Here is a 22,450-nt window from a genome sequence, read left to right as displayed (position 1 = left end):
TTATAGCATCATTTTTGCTTTCGTGAATACATGCTGTAATTCTTCCATTGATAAATTATCTTTTTCTAAAGACGCAAATAATTCTTTCAACTCTGTATAACGTTTTTGCTCCTCTAATGCAGCAATATCATATTCTAGCGGAACGTGCTTCACTGTTACGTTCGCTTGTTCAAATAACTCTATGGCGTATGGATGATTTTTATAATCCTGCGCATAATAAACCGCTGTAATACCACTTTGAATAATTGCCTTACAACATTGTAAACAAGGGAAATGCGTAACGTAAATTTCTGCTTCCTCTGTTTTCGCACCAAACTTGGCACATTGTAATAAAGCATTCATTTCGGCATGAATTGTCCGAACACAATGATTATCGATTACGTAACAACCATCATCTATACAATGTACGCCACCTTTAATTGAACCATTATACCCACCAGCAATAATTCGTTTATCGCGAACGATCGTCGCTCCTACCGCAAGCCTTGTACATGTACTACGCAAAGATAGTAGATGGCTTTGCGTCATAAAATATTGATCCCATGAAATTCGTTCCATATTTTTCACCTACTTTTTTGTCTACTTGTAGTGTAGCGAAAGAAGAAAAACTTCGTCAATCTTTTACGGAATAATAATTTGATCTTTTATCTTTTCAAGAGACTTCGCACCAATCCCATCAATCTCTAATAAATCTTCTATTTTCTGAAACGGACCATGTTCTTCTCGATATTTCAAAATACTTTCTGCCTTTCGAGAGCCAATCCCTGTAATTTTTTCTAGTTGTTCTTTCGCCGCTGTATTTATTCGAATCTTACCATCTTCCTTAGAAGAAGTAAGCACCCCTTGTTCTGACTCATTTTTACTCGGTATATAAAGAAGCATTTGATCTTGTACAATTTGTGCTAAATTCACTTTTTTCATATCTACTTCTGATAAAAAACCACCAGCCTTTTGAACCGCATCCTTTACGCGATCTCCTTCCTTCATTTCATATACCCCTTCTTTACTGACCGCTCCTTTCACATCAATTATAATTGTTCTTTTCTGTTCCTTTGTATCCGATATTTTCGGTTTACCCTTTTTTTCTATCTCCTTCTCTTGTACATTCATTGTAATAGGCATTCGTTCTACACTCTGATTCGTTTTCCAAAAAACAAGAAAAAGTAAAGTTCCAATAATAGCTACTAAACCTAACCACTTTTTCGGAAAATCCCACATCATTTTACACCTCTAATCATAAATTTATAACATCATTCATATTGTTTAGGAGAAAGCTGTTACGAAGGAGGGATGAAACTTTGAACATAGGAATTATAGGGACAGGAAACATGGGGAATATACTAATCGATGCATTTTTAGAAACCCGTGCTGTCAAACCTTCGTGCCTTACAATCATTAATCGGACGCCTGCAAAAGCATATCATATAAAAGAAAAATACCCTTCTGTTCATATAGCAAAAACAATCCCGGAAGTAATCGAACAATCACAACTTATTTTTATTTGTGTCAAGCCGATAGATATATACCCTATCCTAAAAAAATACGCTGAACATTTTTCTGATGAAACGTGCTTAGTTTCTATTACAAGTCCAATATCTCCATCACAATTAGAGACTCTCGTACCTTGCCACGTCGCGCGTATCATTCCAAGTATCACAAATCGCGCGCTCTCTGGCGCCTCACTATTTACATTTGGAGATAATTGCTCTGAAGAATGGCAACAAAAACTACTTCGTCTATTCAAAAACATTTCTACACCTCTTGTAATAAAAGAAGATATAACGCGCGTTTCATCTGATATAGCAAGTTGCGGTCCTGCTTTCTTTAGTTATTTACTACAACGCTTCATTAACGCTGCTGTAGATAAAACAAATATTACACACGAAGAGGCTACTACTTTAGTAAGTGAAATGGTCGTGGGGATGGGGAAATTACTTGAAAAAGAAATCTTCACATTACCTACCTTACAAGAAAAGGTTTGCGTGAAAGGCGGCGTTACTGGGGAAGGCATTCGGGTTTTAGAAGAGCACGTTGGAGATATGTTCCATAAGTTAATCGAGCGAACACATGAAAAATTTGATGAAGATTTAGAATGCGTTGATCAGCAATTCAATAAACACACATAATAAATACGTCATTTTCATTCCAAATCCTTTTTATAAATACTTACTTTTTTACAATACATTTTCACTTCAACTACTATTCCCACACTTTACGCATACAATCTTCAGATTATGCTAGAACTAAAAATACATTTTCTTTATAAAACAAAAGCAACCTTCTCGGTTGCTTTTGTTTTATCCGTTTTTCTTCGCCATGAAGAAAATACGCTCTGTTTGTTCTGTAACTTCAAGTCGCTCAAAATCACCTGTTACACGAAGCACTGTAAAACCTGCTTCTTCAAGCCATTTCGTTAACTCTTCCACTTGATATGCACGTTGCACGTGACATTCGTCAAACCGATGGTACACATCTTCTTCCGGATCTTGAACAAAGAATGTTAAATCATGCTCTACACTATTTGATTCTTCACCAGGGAAGCAATTCCAAATAAGAGATATTTCTTCTCCATTCACTGTATACGTTTCATTTTGAAATACATGATGTATTTTATATAAAGAATGTACATCAAATAAAAACAAACCATCTTGACGTAAATGATGAAATACTCTTCTAAATGTTTCTTGTACTCCATCTTCTTGCAATACATAATTTAATGAATCACAAAAGATGGTTACACAATCAAACTCACCTGGAACATCAAGCTCTCGCATGTCTTGTTGATAAAAAGGAATAAAGTATCCCTCTCCTCCTAGTTTTTGCTGAGCGACTGTTAACATTTCTTCTGAAAGATCGACACCTATTAAATCGTAACCCTTTTGCACAAGCGGCAGGGTTACATTACCTGTACCGCATGCTACATCAAGAATTTTTGCCTCTTTCATATCTGCCTGCTGTAAACTTTCCTCTGTAAATTCCACCCATTTATCATAAGGGACATCATTCATTAGTTCGTCGTACAACAATGCAAATTGTTCGTATTTCATTGGCCTAACTCTTCTGTAATATCTTCACGTGGCACATCGCCCCATAGACGCTCTAAATTATAGTGATTACGCTCATCTTTATGGAATACATGAGCAACTACATCTCCAAGATCAACTAATACCCAACGTGCTTCGTCAAACCCTTCCATACGTTGTACGTCGATTTGGAACTCATGTGCTTTTGATTTAATTTCACGTGCAATTGCTTGCACTTGTTTGTCTGAATTCCCGTGACAAATAATGAAATAATCTGCAATTGGTGAAATACCTTGCATATTTAGGACAACCATATCTTCTGCTCTCTTATCATCAGCTGCTTTTGCCGCTAATACTAATAAATCTTTATCGTTCATTTACTCATTTCCTCCTTGATAACTGCATTGTATGTTTGGAATGTTAATGGATAAATCGTCTGATCTTTTTCCATTAAAAATTGAATTGTTCTCTTTAACGCAAATAATAAAGCTTGATTTATATCCGCATATGCGAGTTTACGAGCCTCTTCCACTCCTGGAAACTTTCGCCCAGGTTCAATGTAATCAGCTACATAAATCACTTTATCTAACATCGTCATATTCTCATGACCACTTGTATGATATGTAATAGCTTGCAAAATTTCAGAATCCGTAATGCCTACTTCTTTTTCTACTAAGTATGCCCCAACAGGTGCATGCCATAACTCTTTGTTATAGCAAAGTAAATCTTTCGGCAAATCTTCACGTTTAATAATCTCTTCCATCTCTGAAATTGCTCTACATTTCGCATAATCATGGAATATAGCTGCCATCTCTGCTTTTTTTTCGTCCACACCGTATAACTTAGCAAGCTCAATCGCTGTCTCCATTACACCAATTGTGTGTATATAACGTTTTTCATGCATTTGTTGTTTGACAATATGCAGTGCATTCTCACGATTCATACAACCCATTCCTCTCGATATATACCTGTACTTTTTCGGGAAGTAAATATTTACACGTTTTCTTCTCCTTATATCTCTCACGTAATAAGGATGAAGAAACTGCAAATTCCGGAATTTCCACTGTAGTAATCTTATATGGTGTATGCAATGTATACCCAGGTCTTGCAACTCCAACAAACGTTACAAGATTAAGTAAAGCTTCAATGTTATACCACTTCGGTAAATACTCAACCATATCCCCACCAATAATAAAGTGAAACTGCACATCCGGATACTTCTTCGTCAATTGTAACATAGTGTCATACGTATAAGATGGGCCCTTCCTACTTAGCTCTTCTAAACAAATAGAAAAGTGCTCTTCTGCCTCAGTCGCGAGCTCTAACATATGTAAACGACTTTCTACACTTGTAATATTCCGCCCTTGTTTATGTGGCGGAATCTGGTTTGGCAAGAACCATACTTCTTCCAAGTTCAAAGCGTGATATACTTCATTTGCAATTAGCAAATGTCCATAGTGAGGCGGATCAAATGTACCGCCAATGATGCCAATTTTTCTCAAAAGAAACGCCCCTTCCTTTTACATACAGCAACTCTCCTCGGTTAGGAATGAAGAGAGTTGCTATTAATAAAAGTTCAATTGGTTTCGCTCTCTACATCATTACGCATAAACGATAAAAATAGCGCATGCTAGTCTTTTTATCGAGGAAGCTTAATTTGTTTATTTTCTCTTGATTCTTTGTATAAAACGATTGTGCTTCCAATTACTTGAACGATTTCAGCACGTGCACCTTTTGCAAGTTCTTCCGCAACCTCACGGCGATCAAATTCACAGTTTTGTAATACACTTACTTTAAATAACTCACGAGCTTCTAAAGTATCTGCGATTTGTTTAATCATATTTTCATTTACTCCGCCTTTTCCTACTTGAAAAATTGGTGTTAAATGATGTGCTTGTGCACGTAAAAATCTTTTTTGTTTTCCTGTTAACATATATGTTAGCCTCCAAGCTTTTCTATAACTAATTGTTTCATTCTCTCGATATTTGGCGTGCGTCCTGTCCACATTTCAAATGCAAGTGCTCCTTGATAAACAAACATATCAATACCATTTTGAATGATTGCACCTTGCTCTTTTGCCTCACATAAAATTTTCGTTTCAAATGGATTATAAATTATATCTGATACAATCGTTCCTTTTTTTAACGAACAAATTTGTAATGGCGTATGTTCTACGTGTGGATGCATACCTATCGTTGTCGTCTGAATGATAATATCATAATTTCCTTGTTCTTCTGTCGCTTTTTCTAATGACAAAGCAACAGAATTAACATCGGCCGTACGTGCAGCAATAAGTTCCTTTGCCTTATCTACTGTACGATTGGCTACATCAATCTCTTTTACACCTACATCAGCAAGAGAAAAATAAATAGCTCGGCTAGCACCACCTGAACCAAGTAACAAAATACGTTTCCCTTGAAGTGGTTCATTACTAATTGACTGCAGCGCTCGAACAAAACCAATCCCGTCTGTGTTATAGCCAATTAATCTTCCATCCTTATGAACCACTGTATTTACTGCACCGATTTTCCTTGCCAATGGGTCAATCTCATCCAAATACTCCATAATAGCAACCTTGTGCGGAGTTGTTACATTAAATCCTGAAATACCTAATGCTTTTAAACCTCTTACTGCTTCCCCTAGCAATTCCTCTTCAACAAGGAACGCATGATAATGGGCATCCATATTCAAGTGTTCAAATGCATCGTTATGCATAACGGGTGATAATGAATGTCCAATTGGATTTCCGATTACACCATATAATTGTTTCATAAATCCCTCTCCATATTAAATTAAAGATTTACGTAGTGAAACACTTACTCCTTTTGGTACGTGTGCAACAATTTTTGCTCCTGGTTCGTTCACAGTAACCCATCCTAATCCAGAGAATACAACATCTGTTTTAGGTTCACGAATATTAAATTCGTATTTCACTAGCTCAGGCATATTTGCTAATTCTTCTGGCGTTGGTGGGCTTAGTAAATCCCCAGCATGATTTTTATATAATTCATCTGCTTTCTCAAGCTTTGTACGATGGATTGTTAAGCGATTCGAGAAGTGACAAGTAAATGCACGACGACCACCACTTACATAATCAAAACGTGCCAATCCACTAAAGAATAACGTTTGTTCTTCATTTAATTGGAATACCATCGGCTTAATTTCTTTTGTTGGTGTAATAAGCTTTAAGCTTTGCTTTCCAACATAATGAGCCATTTGGTGGTGGTTAATAATACCTGGCGTATCATATAAAGAAGACTCTTCGTCCAATGGAATATCAATTAAATCCAGTGTTGTTCCTGGGAAATGAGATGTTGTAATTACATTTTCAGTCTCATCACTAAATTCTTTAATCATACGATTAATAAATGTCGATTTCCCTACATTCGTACATCCAACAACATAAACATCTTTGCCGCCGCGATAATACTCAATAGCATCTGCTAGTTCAGCAATTCCTTGTCCCTTCGCTGCACTAATTAAAAAGACATCTTCTGGTTTTAATCCTAGCTGCTTTGCACTATAGCGCATCCAATGTTTTACTTTATCATGTTTTACTGACTTTGGAATTAAATCAGCTTTATTTCCAACAAGTAATACTTTATTATTCCCTACGAAACGATGTAAGCCAGGTAACCAGCTACCATTAAAATCAAAAATATCTACAATTTTGACTACTAATGCATCTGATTTTCCAATTCCATTTAAAATGCGTAGGAAGTCATCATCTGTTAACGATACATCTTGAATTTCATTGTAATGCTTCAAGCGAAAACAACGTTGACAAATGACTTGTTCTTTCTCTAAAGATGAGGCAGGAGCATACCCCACTTCGTTTTTATTTTCTGTTTGAATTTCTACACCGCAACCAATACATTTAATTGTTTCAGTCAAACTTTATTCCTCCCAGTTAATTAAACCTTTTTTCTTCATATTTTTCATAATTCTTCGTTCAATTTTTCGATTAAAGCGCGTTACTAATCCGTCCGTTTGTGCTACCGGTACAACTAAAATTGTATGAAGGCCTACTCGGTTTCCACCAAGCACGTCAGTCAGTAACTGATCTCCAATTACTACAACTTCATCTGGCTGCAAACGCATCTCTTGTATCGCACGCTTAAATGCGCGAACAAATGGTTTACGTGCACTATGAATAAATGGAATACCTAATGGATCAGCAAAATCTTTCACACGTTGCTCATTATTATTTGAAACGACCGTTACTTGAATGCCTTGCTCTTTCATTTCCAAGAACCATTTTTCAAGTTGCGGCGTTGCATTGGGACGATCCCATTCAATTAAAGTGTTATCTAAGTCAGTAATAACGCCTTTAATCCCACGTTTTTTTAAATCTTCTGGTTGAACATGATATACATTTTTCACATATTCATTTGGTAAAAATAGTTTCAATTTCTTTCACCTCTTTGAGGATTTTTCATAAAATTTTTCGACAACATTTTTCGATATATAACCTGTGGATAAAATTGTACACATTTTCCACATTAATTTTTCAGTTAATTTGGAATTTACTAACAAACTATACACACTTTATCCACCTAGGTATGTGGATAACCACTCGTTTGTGACTGTCATATTTTTTTGGTACATTAAATGCATCAACGAATCAATCCTTATATTATTAGGAGGTGACTCACCTTGAAAACAAAACATATGGAACAGTTATCCACTGAGTTACTCACTGAGTCTTATTATAAAGCAAAAGAACTAAAATTAAATCCCGACTTCATTTTACTTATAAAACAAGAAATCATTAGACGCTCATTAGAGGACAAGCTTGTCAAATCATCTTGATTACATATAAAGTGAAAGTTTAATCAGCCCTTACCAATCAAACAGTTAAAGGATAAATTATTAGATGCCCTGTAAAAAGAGCCATCCTACGATGGCTCTCGAATAAACAAGTACTCCCATCTAGGGGATTTCATCATTAAGTATCTTTGCCCATAACTCTTACTTACGGTTATAAAAGCTTTTCTTTATTTATGAGCTAAGCGAGTAGCTATTTTTTCACCAAGACGAAGCTCTTGTCCACTCTTTAATTCCTGCACTACTTCTATCATATCTTTTTCAAACAATAACACAACTGTTGAACCAAATGTAAAGTATGCCATTTCTTCACCTTTTTGAACAGTGTCTCTCTCATGCAAAAGCTCAATACTATTAACAAACATAGCACCTACTTTTACAAGAGCCATATGCTCGCCATCACTGCTTACTTCTGTAACAGAACGATAATTTTTTGACAGTGGTTCTTTCCCGTATTCCATACCAGCTGCATTTACCGGATATGATTTTCTACCGAGTACAAATCTTTCAGTCACAGAACCAGAAAGCGGACTATGAATGCGATGATAATGACTTGGACTCAAATAAATTACCATATATGTACCGCCTGCATATCGCGTTGCACGTTCTTCATTACCTAGCATATCCACGATTGAATAGCGCTTTCCTTTAATATCAAATGTTTTTGTATCCTCAATAGGACCATGATCTGCAAAAACACCATCAACAGGACTAACGATACTCGATGCATCTGTATCAATACTACGCTTTCCTTCTTTTAGCTTACGCGTAAATAATTCATGCAATGTTCTATATTCCTTCAAACCCTTTTCCATCTCATCTTGATTAATTTGAAAAACTTTCGCGTACGATGGAATAATGATAGAGCTCAAACGAGATTGTGCAAATTTACGTAATATATAAGAAGTAAAGCGACCATTTGTAAGTTCTATCATAAGTCGATATAATGTACGTCGCAAATTGCGAAACCCCCTAATCAGTCTATAACTTTAGTTTTCCCTTCTTTTCTTTCTATATCATATGTAAAATTGGTTCTTATTCCCACATATCATATAAAGCAGCCTTATTATATATACAGAAAACTAAGTATGGTATTATTCTTAAATTATTTAGCACCTTCTAATATTACAGATAGAATCCGTCATTTTCAACAGTGAACATGTATTTCTTCTTAGCATAACGCGTTTTCTTTTCTTATTTACAATAAGAAAAGCAGCCCATTTTAAATATGGCTGCTTCTAATACACTTTACTCTTTCGCTTTTTTCTCTTTCTCTGCCCTTACAAACTCGTGGAACATTTTCATTAAAGCACGCTTTTCAATCCGTGATACGTAGCTTCTAGAAATACCAAGCGCCTTAGCGATTTCCCGCTGTGTTTTCTCCTTATCTAGCCCAAGTCCAAAACGTTTCACAATCACTTCTTTTTCTCTTTCGTCTAAAATATCGATATACTCTTTAATTTTTTCTAACTCCATACTAAGTTGAATCATATCAATTACATCTTCAGACTCTGATTTTAATATATCAATAAGCGATATTTCATTGCCCTCTTTATCTTGCCCGATCGGATCATGAAGTGAAACATCTTTTTTCGTTTTCTTTAGTACACGTAAATGCATCAAAATTTCATTTTCAATACAGCGTGCTGCATACGTCGCAAGCTTCGTTCCCTTTCCTGCAGAATAGCTCTCGATCGCTTTAATGAGCCCGATCGTACCAATTGAAATTAAATCTTCTGCATCTTCTCCTGTGTTCTCAAATTTTTTAACGATATGAGCTACAAGCCGTAAATTATGTTCAATTAAAAGATTTCTCGCTTGAGCATCACCTTGCTCCATTAACTCTAAGTACTTTCTCTCATCATCTGATGATAACGGCTGCGGGAACGCATTGTTCTTCACATAAGAAACAAAGACAAACACTTCTCGAACCATATATCCAATTGCGGCGAATAGACTCAAACCTTTCACCTCCGCCAAAATAGTGGTCTTTATTATGTGTATGTGGGCGTGAGGTTGTTTGTGTCTGTACAGTTTATTTATAAAACTCAACACTTCTAACATTTAAAATATTTTATCGTTATATTATAATTAAATAAAATTGTTATTTATATATGAATATGCTATTAAAGGGGACACTATTCATGATTACATTAGAACGATTATTAAATGTAACAATTTATTTAGGGGTATTTTTACTTTTCATTTCGTTCATTACTTTTGTTATTAAAAGAGGGCCTGATTTATTATTTTTTCAATTTGGAATTTCTTTATTTTTTGGAGCTCAAATTATAACTGGAATAAAATTTTTTCATAACTATGGTTTCTCCTTTCACTCAAAACTAGAACTACTTATCTTTATTTTCTATGTAATTGGAATTATTACATGTATACTATTATTCTTTCACTTTCAAAATCCGTATCGAATTTTTTTATTAATCTGTAGTTGTTTATTTTTAACTGGATCCAATTATTACTTTAAAGAAACATTAAATTTTAGTAAAAAAATTCCAAAGCAAAACAAAACTTTTTTAAGTACACAAGAAGACTCTTTTCCAAAAGAAGTTCGTAAATTTTCAGAGGATTACAACAACATAATAAGAAATGATTTTTATGAAATACCGATGATTCCTACTGAATTACAGATTACAAGCAAAAAAGATTCTTCCCATAGTACATCTTACTTAGTTGAACTTCATAATAGCGAAAATGAAATTACTGATGACTCTGTACAATTAACTCCATCAGACCGTTTTTATGTGCTGTTAAATAAACAAAAAACAAAAATATCAAAAATAGTATATGAAGGGCAGAATTTTTTCACATTTACAGTCACACTAAAGGCTCTTAATTTACAGCAAGAACCAGAAATTCATAATATGTTTTTAGAAATAGATAAACGTAGAGCGATGAATCTTCTTAATTTTGAAATTAAAGCCCATACTAAAGAATGGAAAGTAATATTTAAAAGTGATAGTTCTCATTCCAATCTTCCTATCACATTTACTTTTGAAAAACGAACAGGCAAAGTATAAAAATAAAAAGAGTTATTTTCTTTGAAAAATAACTCTTTTTATTTTACTTACTCCAAATCTTTCTCCCTGCTTGGGCATCAATATAACGAATTTCCCGCCTACAATTAAAAGGTTCTTTATGTTTTTCATCTGTCGTTTGTTTGTAAAGTAGTTTGTATTTCGTTTCCTCTGCATCATGATCTAAAAACCATTCTAATTTAACTCGGATAGCCTCTCTGTATATTTCTAACGCTTTTTCTTTAGTTACTTTTGGTGTTATTTCATATGTGAGCAATTCTTTTATAAAGTTGCTAGACTCCCCCGAGTAGTGCATAACAGCACCATTTTCTGCATTGATGTTAATCATAAATTGGTTATACTCTGCCGGAATATCATTTATATATACAGAAAAGATAAATCTTTCAATCCCATCTTCTGCTTCTTCACGTTCCTCCCAAAGACGCAGATATTGTGTGATATCTGGAATAACTCGTTCTAAAAATTGAAGTGCTTTTTGTAAACATTCCTCTCTAGACAGTATTTGCTTTACTTCTTTATCATCTGTCAGTTTTATAAAACCAGTTAATTCATTGGTTAATTTATCAATTTTAACGCTAACTAAATTATTATATTTCAACATCGGTAAATGCTTTTTAAAGAATTCATTCATTAAATATGGATCCTTTTCTTCTTTCTGTTTTTGTAATTCCTCTTTCGGAACAAATTTCATCCTTATTTCATCATCATTTTCTGTCTCATCTACTTTTGTAAAACCTTCTTTATTCCAGTCAAATAATTCGAATACGTCACCTCGTTCGTTACCTTTTTTCGATTTTTCAACAGCTACAGCCGAAGGTAATTTATAATGATCTAGTCCAAATAAATCTTTACCTGTACTTGCATCAATAAACGCATGACTAAGCTCTGGTTCATATACAAGCTGGTACCCTTTTACTTCTTCCCCGCTTTTATACTCACATGAAGAGTATGTTAAATCTACAAATACAAGTCTCATATCTTGTCTAGCTTTCAAATTTTCTAAAACGATATTCTCCTCAACAATTTCACTTGGCCATAACGGTTTTTTCTCTATAGCTTTTTGTCCATTGTAATGAAAATGCACAACATTACCTGAAGGGTGCACTCGCACAACGCACCCTGTATTCGGCAATGGATAGCTATTCACTTCTTGCATATAATTTACTTCTTTCCAACCGCGCCTGTCGTCCTTAACCGTTACATATGTATAGAATTCATATCCTTCTTTTGTATATTTTTTCAAGAACGCATTTGCAATCTCTCTTGCCTTCTTCTCCTCTATCGCTTCCTTGCCACTTGAAAAAGAATTTTCATCATCTATCCTAAATTCAATTAAATTACCAGTATGTCTATTTAATGTAATTTGTATCTGTTTCTCCTCATCATCTTTATGTGCCCACCACAATAAATGATACGGGTCATCAACCCCTTCTTGATCATCTACAACAAGCCTATAATCACCTGGAATATCAATAATATGAGCCACTCGCTCTTTTCTCTCTTTATCTTTTTGATTCATTATTCCCCTCCTCAATCTTACAATTTAAGGTAATTATAACAAAGAAAACTAAAATTTATTAACAAAAAAGACTAGAGATATCTCTAGTCTTCTACTTCGTTTCACGATGTAACGTTACTCGCTTTAACCGTGGACAATATTTTTTTAATTCGATGCGTTCTGGATTGTTTCGTTTATTTTTTTTAGAAATGTAATTACGATCACCGCACTCCGTACAAGCTAATGTAATATTTACACGCATATTTAATTCTCCTTTCTTTCAAAAATCGCAACTAAAACGTAATGATTACGATTTGTATATTATAAAACTTCATTCTATTTGTCAATTGCAAAAACAAGAAGATTCCATTTAGAATCCCCTTGTTTTTATAGTTAAATAAATTTTCTCCCGCATTAACGGGCAGTAAGACCCCCACTGATTAAAAGTTTCACTTTATTAAAACGATTCGTATGTAACAAACTCACTAATCGGCTTTCGATATCCTCGTGGGCGAGTTTTAGTCGTATCACTTTTTCCTATCGTAATCATTAAAACAGGTACTATATGCTCCGGCATATTCAATTCACTTTGTACTGCTTTTTCATCGAAACCAATCATTGGACATGTATCATAGCCATAATATTTAGCTGCGTACATAAAAGTCATCGCGCTTAACGAAGCATTTCTAATCGCTTCATCCTCCATGAAACGCTCTCCTTTTCCTTCATATAAACCTTTCGTTTGCCTAATTGTATCTTCATATTCACATTCATCAATCATTTTTAAAACTTTCATACCGAAGTAAATATTTTCAACATTTTGGTATGCTTTTTTATCACCACAAACGAGCACTACCGCTGATGCACTCGATATTTTATATTGACCAAAAGCTAATTCTTTTAATCTTTCTTTTCGCTCTTGATCACGAATTACAACATAATGTGTGTGCTGCAAATTATAGCAAGATGGAGAAAGCTTAGTTAACTCAAATATTTTTTTAAAATCCTCATCAGGGATTTCTATACCTTGTATAAATTTCATTGCAGAACGTCTAGCAATTGCTAATTCTTCAAAGTTCACCATATATCCTCCTCGATAACTGTAAATTTAAATATACATTAATTTATACAAATAGATAAATCAAATAAAAACACTTTAAATCCGAATAATAATTATGATTAACAGCAAAAAAGACAAAAAGCTGAAACAATTAGTTCATACGAAATTCACACGAATCTATTACTATAGAAACTGTACATAGTGAACTTATTAACAATCACGTTTATTTATATAAAATCTTACTCGAAAGGAGTTGAAAGTATGAAAACTAAATATCGCTTTATGATCTCATCATTTGCTGCTTGCGCTTATATGATTTGGTATTTAGTATAATAACGACCTCACTTGCAAATAGGAAAAGGTGTGTATATAAATGGAATATAATCAATCAACAGTTAACTACTGGAAAGCTTTTGTATTACCATATACATTTGCTTTAGAAGAGTTAAAAACTAAATTTGAAATTATGAACCGGGAAGCTCAATTTCTAGAGGATTACAACCCGTTTGAACATATAAAAACAAGACTAAAACAACCTGAAAGTATTATTAAAAAACTAGAGCGCAAAAACTTATTACCAACAGTTGAAAATGCTCAAACACATTTACAAGATATTATTGGTATTCGTATTACATGTTGCTTCGTAGAAGATATCTATCATTTGAAAGAAGTCATTCAAAAACGCGAAGATATGGAAGTCATAGAAGTAAAAGATTATATCGCTAACCCAAAACGAAACGGATATAAAAGTTTACACATGATCATTAAATACCCTTTGTCACTAAATTCTGGTACAAAAGATGTATTTGCAGAAATTCAGTTACGTACACTGGCAATGGACTTTTGGGCAAGTTTAGAACACAAACTTTATTATAAATATGAAGGAAAAATACCGGAGTATTTAAAAGATGAACTACATGATGCAGCAATGAAAGCTGAAGATCTGGATAATAAAATGGCCACAATTCGTCAAGATATTGATGATATTGAGGCATGTTCAAATCAAATTATGCTACCACTATAAAAAAAGGTTCTCGCCAATGAGAACCTTTTTTATATCATTTTTTGGAAGTACGACTCCACACTTATTAAAGTTTCACGTTATTTTTTCTCTATTGTTCGAACCTCTTCAATCTTCCATTTACCCTCTTCTTTTCCAAGGGCATACTGTACTTTCTTTTGAAAAGTAATACTGTCGTCTACTTCCTTTTCTTTCGTTTCAACAATAACATACCCTACTTTACTAACATTCATATCTATATGTTCCAATTCAATTTTCTTATTTCCCTTTTGAAATGCGGCTTCTTTTTGTGTTTTTAAGTCTTCAGCACTAGGCATCTTCTTTGAAAATAACTCCATATGTTCTGCAAGATTTTTTTCATTGGTCGTTCGCACAAATGTATGAATAATATCTTGAATAGATTTCTCTTCTTCTTTTGTTATTTGTACCTTTTCCTCAGTTTTTTTAGTAGTAGATTTTTGTGCTACATTATTCTCTTCTTGTTGACATCCAACTAGTAATACTACAAATGCTAGAAGGAATCTTAATTTCGCAAATATTTTTTTCATATTTCCAACTCCTAAAAAGAAAAGCGAGGCAGTTCGCCTCACTTTCGCTCTTAATTAGCGTCTTCCTTTATTCGGATCACCACCGCCAACAATATCAAAGACACGTTTCGCTATATTTGTATTCTCTTGAACGCCAGAGAACAAGTATTTACCTGGACCAAATGCATACACATTCACATCTTCCCCTGTATGTCCACCTGTTGTCCAGCCTGTAACCGAGCGCTTATTGAAAATATCTTCAATTGCATTATCAATCTTTGTTACATCTTTTGACGGAGCTATATCATTTACAGCTTGAATTTCTTCTGGAGTTAATTGTAAATCAATATACTTTTTCAATGTTTCTTCTACATTTGCACCTTTTGCAATCTCATTTGCCATAAAGTCTGGTGTGCGTTTTGCAGCTTTAATTGGATCTACTTTAAAGTTATACTCGCCATTGGCACCTAAAGATAAGCCACCAGTAGCATGATCTGCCGTTGCAACAACTAACGTATTTTTATCTTTTTTCGCAAACTCAATCGCTGCTTTGAAAGCTTTTTCGAAGTCTTCCATTTCACTCATTGCACCAACAATATCATTATCATGTCCAGCCCAGTCGATTTGACTTCCTTCCACCATTAAGAAGAAACCATTTTTATTTTTGTTCAAACGCTCAATTGCTGCATTAGTCATTTCTTCTAATGAAGGTGTTTTCTCATTGCGGTCAATCATTTTATCTAATCCACCTGGTGCAAATAAACCAAGAATTTGATCATTTTTATCATTTAACAATTGATCTCGATCCGTTACATAGCTATAACCAGATTTCTTAAACTCTTCTGTAAGATTACGATCTTTTCTAACAAAGTTCTTTACGCCGCCGCCAAGCATAACATCTACCTTATGCTTCCCTTTAATTTTCTCATCAAAATAATCATTTGCAATTGCATCCATATTTTTACGGCTAATGTCATGCGCACCGAAAGCAGCTGGTGTTGCATGTGTAATTTCAGAAGTTGCAACGAGTCCCGTTGATTTCCCTTTTTCTTTCGCTTGCTCAAGAACTGTTTTCACTTCCGCTTTATCATTATCAACTGCAATTGCAGCATTATATGTTTTAATTCCTGCTGACATAGCTGTTGCTGCCGATGCAGAGTCTGTAATATTTTCATGTTCATCTTCTGGGTATGTTTTTTGTGTTCCTACAAGATGCTTATCAAATTCTGTAGATTCCATTTCAAAGGTTTTTGGATTATCTTTCATATAACGGTGAGCCGTCATATATGAAGGACCCATACCATCCCCAATTAATACGATAACATTTTTAATCTTTGCATTGCTTCCGTTCTCATCTGCATTAACCTCACTAGAACGAGTAAAATTCCATGTTGCTACCGAAGTAACTGCTAATGATGCCACAACTGCAAATGGCCATGCTTTTTTCACAAACTTTTTCACTGTCTTATCCCCCTAATTAGGTTATTCATTTCCCACTATCAAATTTAATGGAAGACTATTAAGAGAAAATTAGCTGTATGTAAATTTTTTGTTAACTTATGTAAATATCAGTTATAATTTGTATAAGTTTGTCTTTTTGTATCAATCATTCCGCCCTTTACAATTTAAATATAAACAAGTTGGATTTCATTTAACGTAAATCTCTTTTTTTACATTTTGACTCTATGTTTATGAAAATAAATAGAAATGCGGTGAGCCTTTATGAAAATAGTAAAGCTAAATGAATCTTTTATTTTTGAATTACTTAATCTTTGCAAATCTGTTGGATGGTTACACGATGAAATTTTTATGAAAAAACAATTCGAAATGTATCTTTCTATCGGCACACTTGTAGGTTACATTCATGAAAACAAACTCATTGCGACTGGAGGAGTATTTCCCTTTACAAGTAACTTCGCTTCCATTGGTATGTTAATCGTTCACCCTAATTTTCAAGGACGCGGAATAGGGCGCATGTTGCTAAATCATTGCTTGGAACAAATTCATCCAAAACAACCCATTGCACTTATTGCGACAAAAGCTGGCGAACCTCTATACACATCATGCGGATTTCAAACAGCAACAACGATTCATCGTTTTGAAAAGCAAACTATTAAGACGTACCCTTCTCACTTACAACAAGTACAAGAAGAAGACCTTATATCTGTTACTTCTCTGGATCAAATTGCAACTGGTATGAATCGTTCTCTACTTTACTCTTTGCTATTACCAAGGGCCGTACACTCTTTTAAAATTGAAAGAAATAACTGTATAGAAGCTTTTTCATTATGCATACAAAAGGGCAATATATTATGTATCAATCCACTTATCGCCAAGCAAGAAGAAGATGCTATCCAATTATTAAAAAAGATATGTGAATGTTGGAATGGTATAGTACGAATTGATGTTCCACACTCACAATTTACATTTCGTCAATTTCTTCAAACAGAAAATTTCCAAGAAACGCTCCTTTCACCTCTTATGATAAAAAATGGTAGCCAACTTCCTGGAAATCGTAATATGCTATTTGCTATGATAGATACAGCGTTATGTTAGAAAGGAGACACCTAATTGAAGCGATTTAGCTATTTTATGGTAGGTTGTCTTACTCTTACACTATTAGTAGGATGTAGTGCAGCAGAAAAGCCAGTAGAACAAGTAAAACAAGTTAAAAATACAATTACAGCGAAACTAGCTACCGAGGAAAAAATGGTAGAAATAGATGGTCAAACCATTTACTTTAAAAAGATTGGTAATGAAAAACCACCTTTACTTATGATTCATGGCTTTGGAGGGTCATCAGATGGTTTTCAAAAGATTTACTCCGATTTAGCAAAAGATCATACAATTATTTCTGTAGATGCTTTAGGATTCGGGCGCTCATCTAAGCCAATGGATTTTTATTATTCTTTTCCAACTCATGCAAATTTGTATTATAAATTAATGAAAAAACTAGGGTATGATTCATTCGCAATACTGGGGCATTCCATGGGGGGAGAAATTTCTCTAAATTTAACATATTTATATCCTGAAGCAGTTACTCACCTTATTTTAACTGATGCTACAGGTGGCCCTCATACATTCGTTAATAAACAAGGCTCACCAAAACCACAATTGTCGACTGATTTAAATGCCGTTTCTTCTATTACAGATTATGATGAAAGCAAAGTGAAATTCAAACGTAATGATGAAGAGCATTATAATAAAATGAAATTATGGCCTAGACGTCTTAAAATTAATGCAAATGAAATAAAACAGCCAACTTTAATTATATGGGGCAGAAATGATAGTAGCGTTTCCTGGAAAGAAGGAGAAACGTATCATCAATTCTTAAAAAATAGCACTTTACATATTATTGAAAAAGGTTATCATGCACCATTTCGCCAAGAACCACAAGAATTTGTCGGGTATGTAAAAGATTTCTTTAAGAACAATCCGATTAAAGTTGAAAAATAACATAAACGGGTATCTCAAAATGAGATACCCGTTTTCATATATTAAGCAGCTTGCTTTTGGCGTTTTGGAGTTTTTGATCCTAATACTTTCGGGATAACGAAGCCATCCATTCCAAATTTCCCAGCGTTCATACCGGAAACAAGAACAAACATAGATAAGATAACCATCTCAGGGTTCACACCAATTGACCCACTAAACATATAGGAAAAGTTCATTACAAGACCAAAAAAGACCGCTGTTTTTGTTAAACAGCCTACAATTAAACCAATTCCGACTAAAATTTCTCCCCATGTTACAAGTGTATTAAACAAATCTACATTTGGAATTGCAAATTCTTGTAAGAATGATGCCCACCAAGATTGAACAGCCGGTTGTGCACCTTTAGATTTTTCAATTGCCCCTTGCAAATAACCTGTTGCATCGAATCCTTTTCCTTGTAGTTTACCGATTCCAGCCATTAACCATGTGTAACCAAGATATACTCGAATTACTGCTAATGCAAAAGAAACTGCTTTGTTTTCTCTTAAAAATTGAATAACCATATCTTCCTCCTAAAGTTGTAATTAAGTTAGTTACAGATAATATAATAACATTAGTTACTTATTTTTCAAACGTTAATTATGAATAATCTGTGACATGCGTATGAAACATTAAAAACTAACGTTTATATAGTAACTTTTATTACCTGTAAAAACTTGAACATATCATACCACAAGTGATAACCATTTTCATTGAAAAAAATGTAAAAAAAATGTGAGTTAAATGTGAAACACGTTTATTCGAATATAGAATAAACGTGTTTCACACTAATTATAGAATCGAAATGTATGTGTCTCCTCATCAATTAAACTCGCTTCTTGAAACGCTTCTTCTAACGTTTTCCCATGGTTAATAACCCCATAAAATAAGCGTATAGTAAACATAAGTGCTGCATTTCCATCTACATAATCAATCGATCCAATATATGATTTCGCACCACTATGTAAAAAAGATTTTGCTAGATTTTGCTCCCCTAACGTACACCCGCTATTTACAATATGTGTATTATGCAATTTTGCATATTTATAAATTTCTTCTGTACCAAAATACCCTCTCGGTTCATCTTGTTCATATACTTCTTCGCCTAACTCTTCTATGACAAACTTCCCTTCTTCACCATGAAAGCAAAAAATAATATAATTAATATTGTTAAATAAGTTCTTTCCAGAAAGAACTTCCACAAAATCTTTCGGTCTACCAATCCAATATGTCACAACCCTTGCACCAAAATATTCAAGAGATGCTCGAATTGATTGCGCTTCTAAATCCGAATTAAAACCAACTACTAATGCAATATTCAACATACAACCCCCATCCTATAATCAGCCCTTATCAATCAGAATTTTATGGGATAAATCCATTTCATATATGCCCGTTTCTTTCAAAAAATCTGATCTAGTTAAAACGACTTTCTGTAAATATTGCCTATATGCTGTAATTGTTCCATCGTGAGATACAATGCAAATTCTTTCAGCACCCAGTTCATAACACCAAAGAAGAAATTCATCTACTATTTGCTGAAAACTATTCTCTGAAATAGTGTTTATACCTTCCTTCCATAACTGATTATTTGAGCTTTTCTCTATCGAAAAATGCGGAAATAACTTTGTTATCATTCCCTGATCTACTATATAATCGCACGGTAATGTTTTCGCTCCTTCTCGATAAGGAAAAATACGTGGGGATACATATGGATGGACTAGTTTTTGACAAGCAACTTTCGCACTCCATATTGTCGCCGTTTGCAAAGTTCTAAGTGTAGGACTAACAATTAATATATCCGCTTCTTGTAATGATATATCACGTTGAAGTAATTTAGCTTGAGCCTTTCCTACTCTCGTCAATGGTGGGTCAAACACTTGTAAACTTTCTGGTAAATCCGTTGTATGTTCACCTTCACCATGCCGAACAAAAACGATTTTCATATTCAGCCTCCTCTTACTATAAAATCCTCACACATATTTCTTCCCTATTGCATTCTTTATTCCTGCTGTATAAAAACCGATATGTAAAAAACATTTGACACTAATATTTGTAAAATATTACAATATTACATGTAAAATACTTTTTACACCGAAAGGAGAATTACATATATGAAATGGATAATTGTCTTTATTGGAATGATTGTATGGGGATATATAAACGGCTTCTTTAGTAGTGATCAAACTGCTAATCCCTGGATTACAGATGATGAACGTGAAACAAAAATTAAACAAAAAGCAATTACGGCAAGCTGGTCCGGTGTTTTTATGTTTTGTACCATTAGCCTCTTAAATAAATGGTTAGGTTTAAGCACAAACGATAAATCACCGTACTTACCAGACCCTATCGCAGCTATTTTAAAGGAAAATGTAGAGTTACAAGTTTTACTCATGCTATTTGTTATGTATGGAATATTTTACTTACATTATCGAAGAAAATTAAGTGCCTAACTTCTAACTCATGATTATCCTCCTAAATGGTTATAGTAATTAGGACGAAATGAAAGGAGCGATAGAAAAATGAGTAACTCGAATGAATTTTTAGATACACTACATGAAAAACAAGCAAAAGATGAACAAAATAGAAAGCGCCAAGGGAACGGAAACCCAGCGAAAAAAAAGCCAAATAAAACGCATAAATAACAATAAAAAACTGCCTAAAATGATCTTTTAGGCAGTTTTTTATTGTTATTTCACCGAGATGACATTTTCCCAATTCCATTTCTCATAATACCACGCTGGTACATCTATATTTTCAATCCACTTCTTTTCCTGTTTCCCATCTTTATGAGCAAGCCATACATCCGCTTTCTTACGGTCTGAACGTATCCAAATTAATTGATTACTCTTCTTCATGAAGATCGGGTGGTAATCCCCTTGCTTGTTCTTTTTCTTTGTGATTTGATGCTGTGCATTACTTGTACTATCGACCTCATACAAAGATGGTAGTGGCCTTTTTTCTGGTGGAGTTTCTATCCCTGCCTCCTTTGCTCGTGAAACGATAATTACTCTATCGTTCTTCCATACAAAATCCCAATCAACATATCCTTTCGGCGTAAATATGTTCTGCTGAAGTGCTGGCAATTCCTTTACTTTTAAATGCTTATTTTCTAATGCAACTCTTCCGCTCCCTTCAATATAAGCTAATATATTTTTTGATGGTGCCCATTGAAACCATTGTGCGTTTAGTAACATTTGATCTACTTTTTCAAACCGACTGCCATCTGCACGAACTAAGCAAAGCGTATTACTATCAGCTGACCATGAAGCTGTCGGTACTGCTAAAAATGAAATCCACTTTTGATCTGGTGACCACTTAAAGCCACTTGCTACTAGCGCTAGGAAATCATCATGTTCATTTGGCAATGCATACAAATGCTTCATTTTGTGAGGATTCATATGTGCATCTTTTTGCACTTCATATAGCTGAGCCCCTGTCCATCCTGTTGGAAGTAAGTGCGCTTCAGAGGATACAAGAAAGTTCTTTCCATCGGGGTACCATGCATAATCCCCTACACCAGCCGATACATTTTCAAAATCTGCATTCTTTTTTTCTACATCAAATGTATTTAATGTACCTGTAAATATAAATGCAATTATATTTTCTGTTGGTGACCATTGATAATTCGATGCTTCTGAGTGAAACGGCGTAACTTTCTTTCCATCTTTCAGCCGATATAACTCAAGAATATTTTGTTTCTTCCCTTTTACATATGCCAGCCATTCTCCATCATGTGACCACTTTGGCCCTGTTATGTTCTCTCCTTTTGTAAGTTGTTTTTCTTTCCCCTCAACTTTAATCCAAAGGTTATGATGACGAATAAAAGCAACTTTCACACTATTATTTTCTGCGCTAGTAATAGTGATAGAACACAAAAACATAAACAACACTACACTACCACTTACTATTAGCCTTTTCATACCATCACTCCATTTCCCTCATAGCATTCCTCACTTTCTTCCTA

General features: G+C 34.2%; 29 protein-coding genes. 8 read left to right on the top strand and 21 right to left on the bottom strand.

Annotation, left to right across the window (positions count from 1 at the left end; genetic code table 11):
* The gene (locus AU379_RS02750) at positions 1–558 is read right to left on the bottom strand and encodes a ComE operon protein 2 (protein ID WP_000439773.1); all 558 of its coding nucleotides are present in this window, start codon (positions 556–558) and stop codon (positions 1–3) included.
* Between the two features lie 63 nt (positions 559–621).
* On the bottom strand, positions 622–1,221 hold the full coding sequence (locus AU379_RS02745) for a helix-hairpin-helix domain-containing protein (protein ID WP_000989932.1): 600 nt from the start codon (positions 1,219–1,221) through the stop codon (positions 622–624).
* Between the two features lie 77 nt (positions 1,222–1,298).
* Here AU379_RS02745 and comER point away from each other — a divergent pair, with 77 nt between their 5' ends.
* Positions 1,299–2,126, top strand: a complete 828-nt coding sequence (gene comER, locus AU379_RS02740) for a late competence protein ComER (RefSeq protein ID WP_001020556.1) — start codon at positions 1,299–1,301, stop codon at positions 2,124–2,126.
* A gap of 171 nt (positions 2,127–2,297) precedes the next feature.
* On the opposite strand, the gene AU379_RS02735 is transcribed toward comER, so the two are convergent.
* The 8 genes from AU379_RS02735 to AU379_RS02700 all read right to left on the bottom strand — a co-directional run bounded on the left by AU379_RS02735 (position 2,298) and on the right by AU379_RS02700 (position 7,433).
* Positions 2,298–3,047 carry a class I SAM-dependent methyltransferase gene (locus tag AU379_RS02735; RefSeq protein WP_000873069.1) on the bottom strand — a complete coding sequence of 250 codons (750 nt, stop codon included), beginning with the start codon at positions 3,045–3,047 and terminating at the stop codon, positions 2,298–2,300.
* Positions 3,044–3,400, bottom strand: coding sequence for a ribosome silencing factor (rsfS, locus tag AU379_RS02730; RefSeq protein ID WP_000998173.1), 357 nt, complete (start codon positions 3,398–3,400; stop codon positions 3,044–3,046). The genes AU379_RS02735 and rsfS overlap by 4 nt, the downstream gene beginning before the upstream one ends.
* On the bottom strand, positions 3,397–3,966 hold the full coding sequence (yqeK, locus tag AU379_RS02725; RefSeq protein ID WP_001078475.1) for a bis(5'-nucleosyl)-tetraphosphatase (symmetrical) YqeK: 570 nt from the start codon (positions 3,964–3,966) through the stop codon (positions 3,397–3,399). The genes rsfS and yqeK overlap by 4 nt, the downstream gene beginning before the upstream one ends.
* Positions 3,956–4,525, bottom strand: coding sequence for a nicotinate-nucleotide adenylyltransferase (nadD, locus tag AU379_RS02720; RefSeq protein ID WP_001226048.1), 570 nt, complete (start codon positions 4,523–4,525; stop codon positions 3,956–3,958). The genes yqeK and nadD overlap by 11 nt, the downstream gene beginning before the upstream one ends.
* 137 nt (positions 4,526–4,662) lie before the next feature.
* A complete protein-coding gene (yhbY, locus tag AU379_RS02715; protein ID WP_000955224.1) occupies positions 4,663–4,956 on the bottom strand; it encodes a ribosome assembly RNA-binding protein YhbY in 294 nt (97 codons plus the stop codon).
* Between the two features lie 5 nt (positions 4,957–4,961).
* Positions 4,962–5,795, bottom strand: a complete 834-nt coding sequence (gene aroE / locus AU379_RS02710; RefSeq protein WP_000812076.1) for a shikimate dehydrogenase — start codon at positions 5,793–5,795, stop codon at positions 4,962–4,964.
* Between the two features lie 15 nt (positions 5,796–5,810).
* A complete protein-coding gene (yqeH, locus tag AU379_RS02705; RefSeq protein WP_000140799.1) occupies positions 5,811–6,917 on the bottom strand; it encodes a ribosome biogenesis GTPase YqeH in 1,107 nt (368 codons plus the stop codon).
* Positions 6,918–6,920: 3 nt separating this feature from the next.
* Positions 6,921–7,433 (bottom strand): YqeG family HAD IIIA-type phosphatase, encoded by a 513-nt coding sequence (locus AU379_RS02700; RefSeq protein WP_000765314.1) that lies wholly within the window; start codon positions 7,431–7,433, stop codon positions 6,921–6,923.
* Positions 7,434–7,679: 246 nt separating this feature from the next.
* On the opposite strand from AU379_RS02700, the gene AU379_RS02695 reads away from it, so the two are divergent.
* A complete protein-coding gene (locus AU379_RS02695; protein ID WP_000850094.1) occupies positions 7,680–7,835 on the top strand; it encodes a sporulation histidine kinase inhibitor Sda in 156 nt (51 codons plus the stop codon).
* A gap of 185 nt (positions 7,836–8,020) precedes the next feature.
* Here AU379_RS02695 and AU379_RS02690 read toward each other — a convergent pair whose 3' ends face one another.
* Positions 8,021–8,809, bottom strand: coding sequence for a phosphatidylserine decarboxylase (locus AU379_RS02690; protein ID WP_001255000.1), 789 nt, complete (start codon positions 8,807–8,809; stop codon positions 8,021–8,023).
* Positions 8,810–9,098: 289 nt separating this feature from the next.
* Positions 9,099–9,812, bottom strand: a complete 714-nt coding sequence (sigK, locus tag AU379_RS02685; RefSeq protein WP_000051382.1) for an RNA polymerase sporulation sigma factor SigK — start codon at positions 9,810–9,812, stop codon at positions 9,099–9,101.
* Between the two features lie 152 nt (positions 9,813–9,964).
* On the opposite strand from sigK, the gene AU379_RS02680 reads away from it, so the two are divergent.
* Positions 9,965–10,885, top strand: coding sequence for a hypothetical protein (locus tag AU379_RS02680; RefSeq protein ID WP_002005744.1), 921 nt, complete (start codon positions 9,965–9,967; stop codon positions 10,883–10,885).
* Positions 10,886–10,928: 43 nt separating this feature from the next.
* On the opposite strand, the gene AU379_RS02675 is transcribed toward AU379_RS02680, so the two are convergent.
* The 3 genes from AU379_RS02675 to AU379_RS02665 all read right to left on the bottom strand — a co-directional run bounded on the left by AU379_RS02675 (position 10,929) and on the right by AU379_RS02665 (position 13,485).
* Positions 10,929–12,422 (bottom strand): YcdB/YcdC domain-containing protein, encoded by a 1,494-nt coding sequence (locus AU379_RS02675; RefSeq protein WP_061138946.1) that lies wholly within the window; start codon positions 12,420–12,422, stop codon positions 10,929–10,931.
* Between the two features lie 91 nt (positions 12,423–12,513).
* Positions 12,514–12,663, bottom strand: a complete 150-nt coding sequence (rpmG, locus tag AU379_RS02670) for a 50S ribosomal protein L33 (RefSeq protein WP_001265617.1) — start codon at positions 12,661–12,663, stop codon at positions 12,514–12,516.
* Between the two features lie 195 nt (positions 12,664–12,858).
* Positions 12,859–13,485 carry a nitroreductase family protein gene (locus AU379_RS02665; RefSeq protein ID WP_000245976.1) on the bottom strand — a complete coding sequence of 209 codons (627 nt, stop codon included), beginning with the start codon at positions 13,483–13,485 and terminating at the stop codon, positions 12,859–12,861.
* Between the two features lie 349 nt (positions 13,486–13,834).
* Here AU379_RS02665 and AU379_RS02660 point away from each other — a divergent pair, with 349 nt between their 5' ends.
* Positions 13,835–14,485, top strand: coding sequence for a GTP pyrophosphokinase family protein (locus tag AU379_RS02660; RefSeq protein ID WP_000456219.1), 651 nt, complete (start codon positions 13,835–13,837; stop codon positions 14,483–14,485).
* Between the two features lie 77 nt (positions 14,486–14,562).
* Here the strand turns inward: AU379_RS02660 and AU379_RS02655 are convergent, their stop codons facing one another.
* A complete protein-coding gene (locus tag AU379_RS02655; RefSeq protein ID WP_061138945.1) occupies positions 14,563–15,030 on the bottom strand; it encodes a hypothetical protein in 468 nt (155 codons plus the stop codon).
* Between the two features lie 54 nt (positions 15,031–15,084).
* A complete protein-coding gene (locus AU379_RS02650; RefSeq protein ID WP_000714912.1) occupies positions 15,085–16,470 on the bottom strand; it encodes an alkaline phosphatase in 1,386 nt (461 codons plus the stop codon).
* Between the two features lie 261 nt (positions 16,471–16,731).
* On the opposite strand from AU379_RS02650, the gene AU379_RS02645 reads away from it, so the two are divergent.
* A complete protein-coding gene (locus AU379_RS02645; RefSeq protein WP_000706696.1) occupies positions 16,732–17,565 on the top strand; it encodes a GNAT family N-acetyltransferase in 834 nt (277 codons plus the stop codon).
* A 15-nt stretch (positions 17,566–17,580) separates the two neighbouring features.
* Entirely contained in the window at positions 17,581–18,465 is an 885-nt protein-coding gene (locus AU379_RS02640) for an alpha/beta hydrolase (RefSeq protein WP_000819810.1), read from the top strand.
* Positions 18,466–18,506: 41 nt separating this feature from the next.
* Here the strand turns inward: AU379_RS02640 and AU379_RS02635 are convergent, their stop codons facing one another.
* The 3 genes from AU379_RS02635 to AU379_RS02625 form a co-directional block, all read right to left on the bottom strand.
* The gene (locus AU379_RS02635) at positions 18,507–19,007 is read right to left on the bottom strand and encodes a DoxX family protein (protein ID WP_000236592.1); all 501 of its coding nucleotides are present in this window, start codon (positions 19,005–19,007) and stop codon (positions 18,507–18,509) included.
* Between the two features lie 264 nt (positions 19,008–19,271).
* Complete coding sequence (locus tag AU379_RS02630) at positions 19,272–19,808, bottom strand: hypothetical protein (protein ID WP_000931927.1); 537 nt, start codon at positions 19,806–19,808, stop codon at positions 19,272–19,274.
* Between the two features lie 18 nt (positions 19,809–19,826).
* Positions 19,827–20,429 (bottom strand): histidine phosphatase family protein, encoded by a 603-nt coding sequence (locus AU379_RS02625; RefSeq protein ID WP_000706246.1) that lies wholly within the window; start codon positions 20,427–20,429, stop codon positions 19,827–19,829.
* Positions 20,430–20,597: 168 nt separating this feature from the next.
* Between AU379_RS02625 and AU379_RS02620 the strand changes: the two genes are divergently transcribed.
* Both AU379_RS02620 and AU379_RS02615 read left to right on the top strand, forming a co-directional pair.
* Positions 20,598–20,936 (top strand): hypothetical protein, encoded by a 339-nt coding sequence (locus tag AU379_RS02620; RefSeq protein WP_000871153.1) that lies wholly within the window; start codon positions 20,598–20,600, stop codon positions 20,934–20,936.
* Between the two features lie 69 nt (positions 20,937–21,005).
* On the top strand, positions 21,006–21,128 hold the full coding sequence (locus AU379_RS02615) for a DUF4023 domain-containing protein (protein WP_000071866.1): 123 nt from the start codon (positions 21,006–21,008) through the stop codon (positions 21,126–21,128).
* Positions 21,129–21,173: 45 nt separating this feature from the next.
* Here the strand turns inward: AU379_RS02615 and AU379_RS02610 are convergent, their stop codons facing one another.
* Positions 21,174–22,406, bottom strand: a complete 1,233-nt coding sequence (locus tag AU379_RS02610; RefSeq protein WP_000825724.1) for a PD40 domain-containing protein — start codon at positions 22,404–22,406, stop codon at positions 21,174–21,176.
* Positions 22,407–22,450: the final 44 nt, after the last annotated feature.

The organism is Bacillus sp. JH7 (genome assembly GCF_001563515.1).
GTDB classification, from domain to species: domain Bacteria; phylum Bacillota; class Bacilli; order Bacillales; family Bacillaceae_G; genus Bacillus_A; species Bacillus_A cereus.
This window is presented reverse-complemented; position numbering and strand designations above follow the sequence as displayed.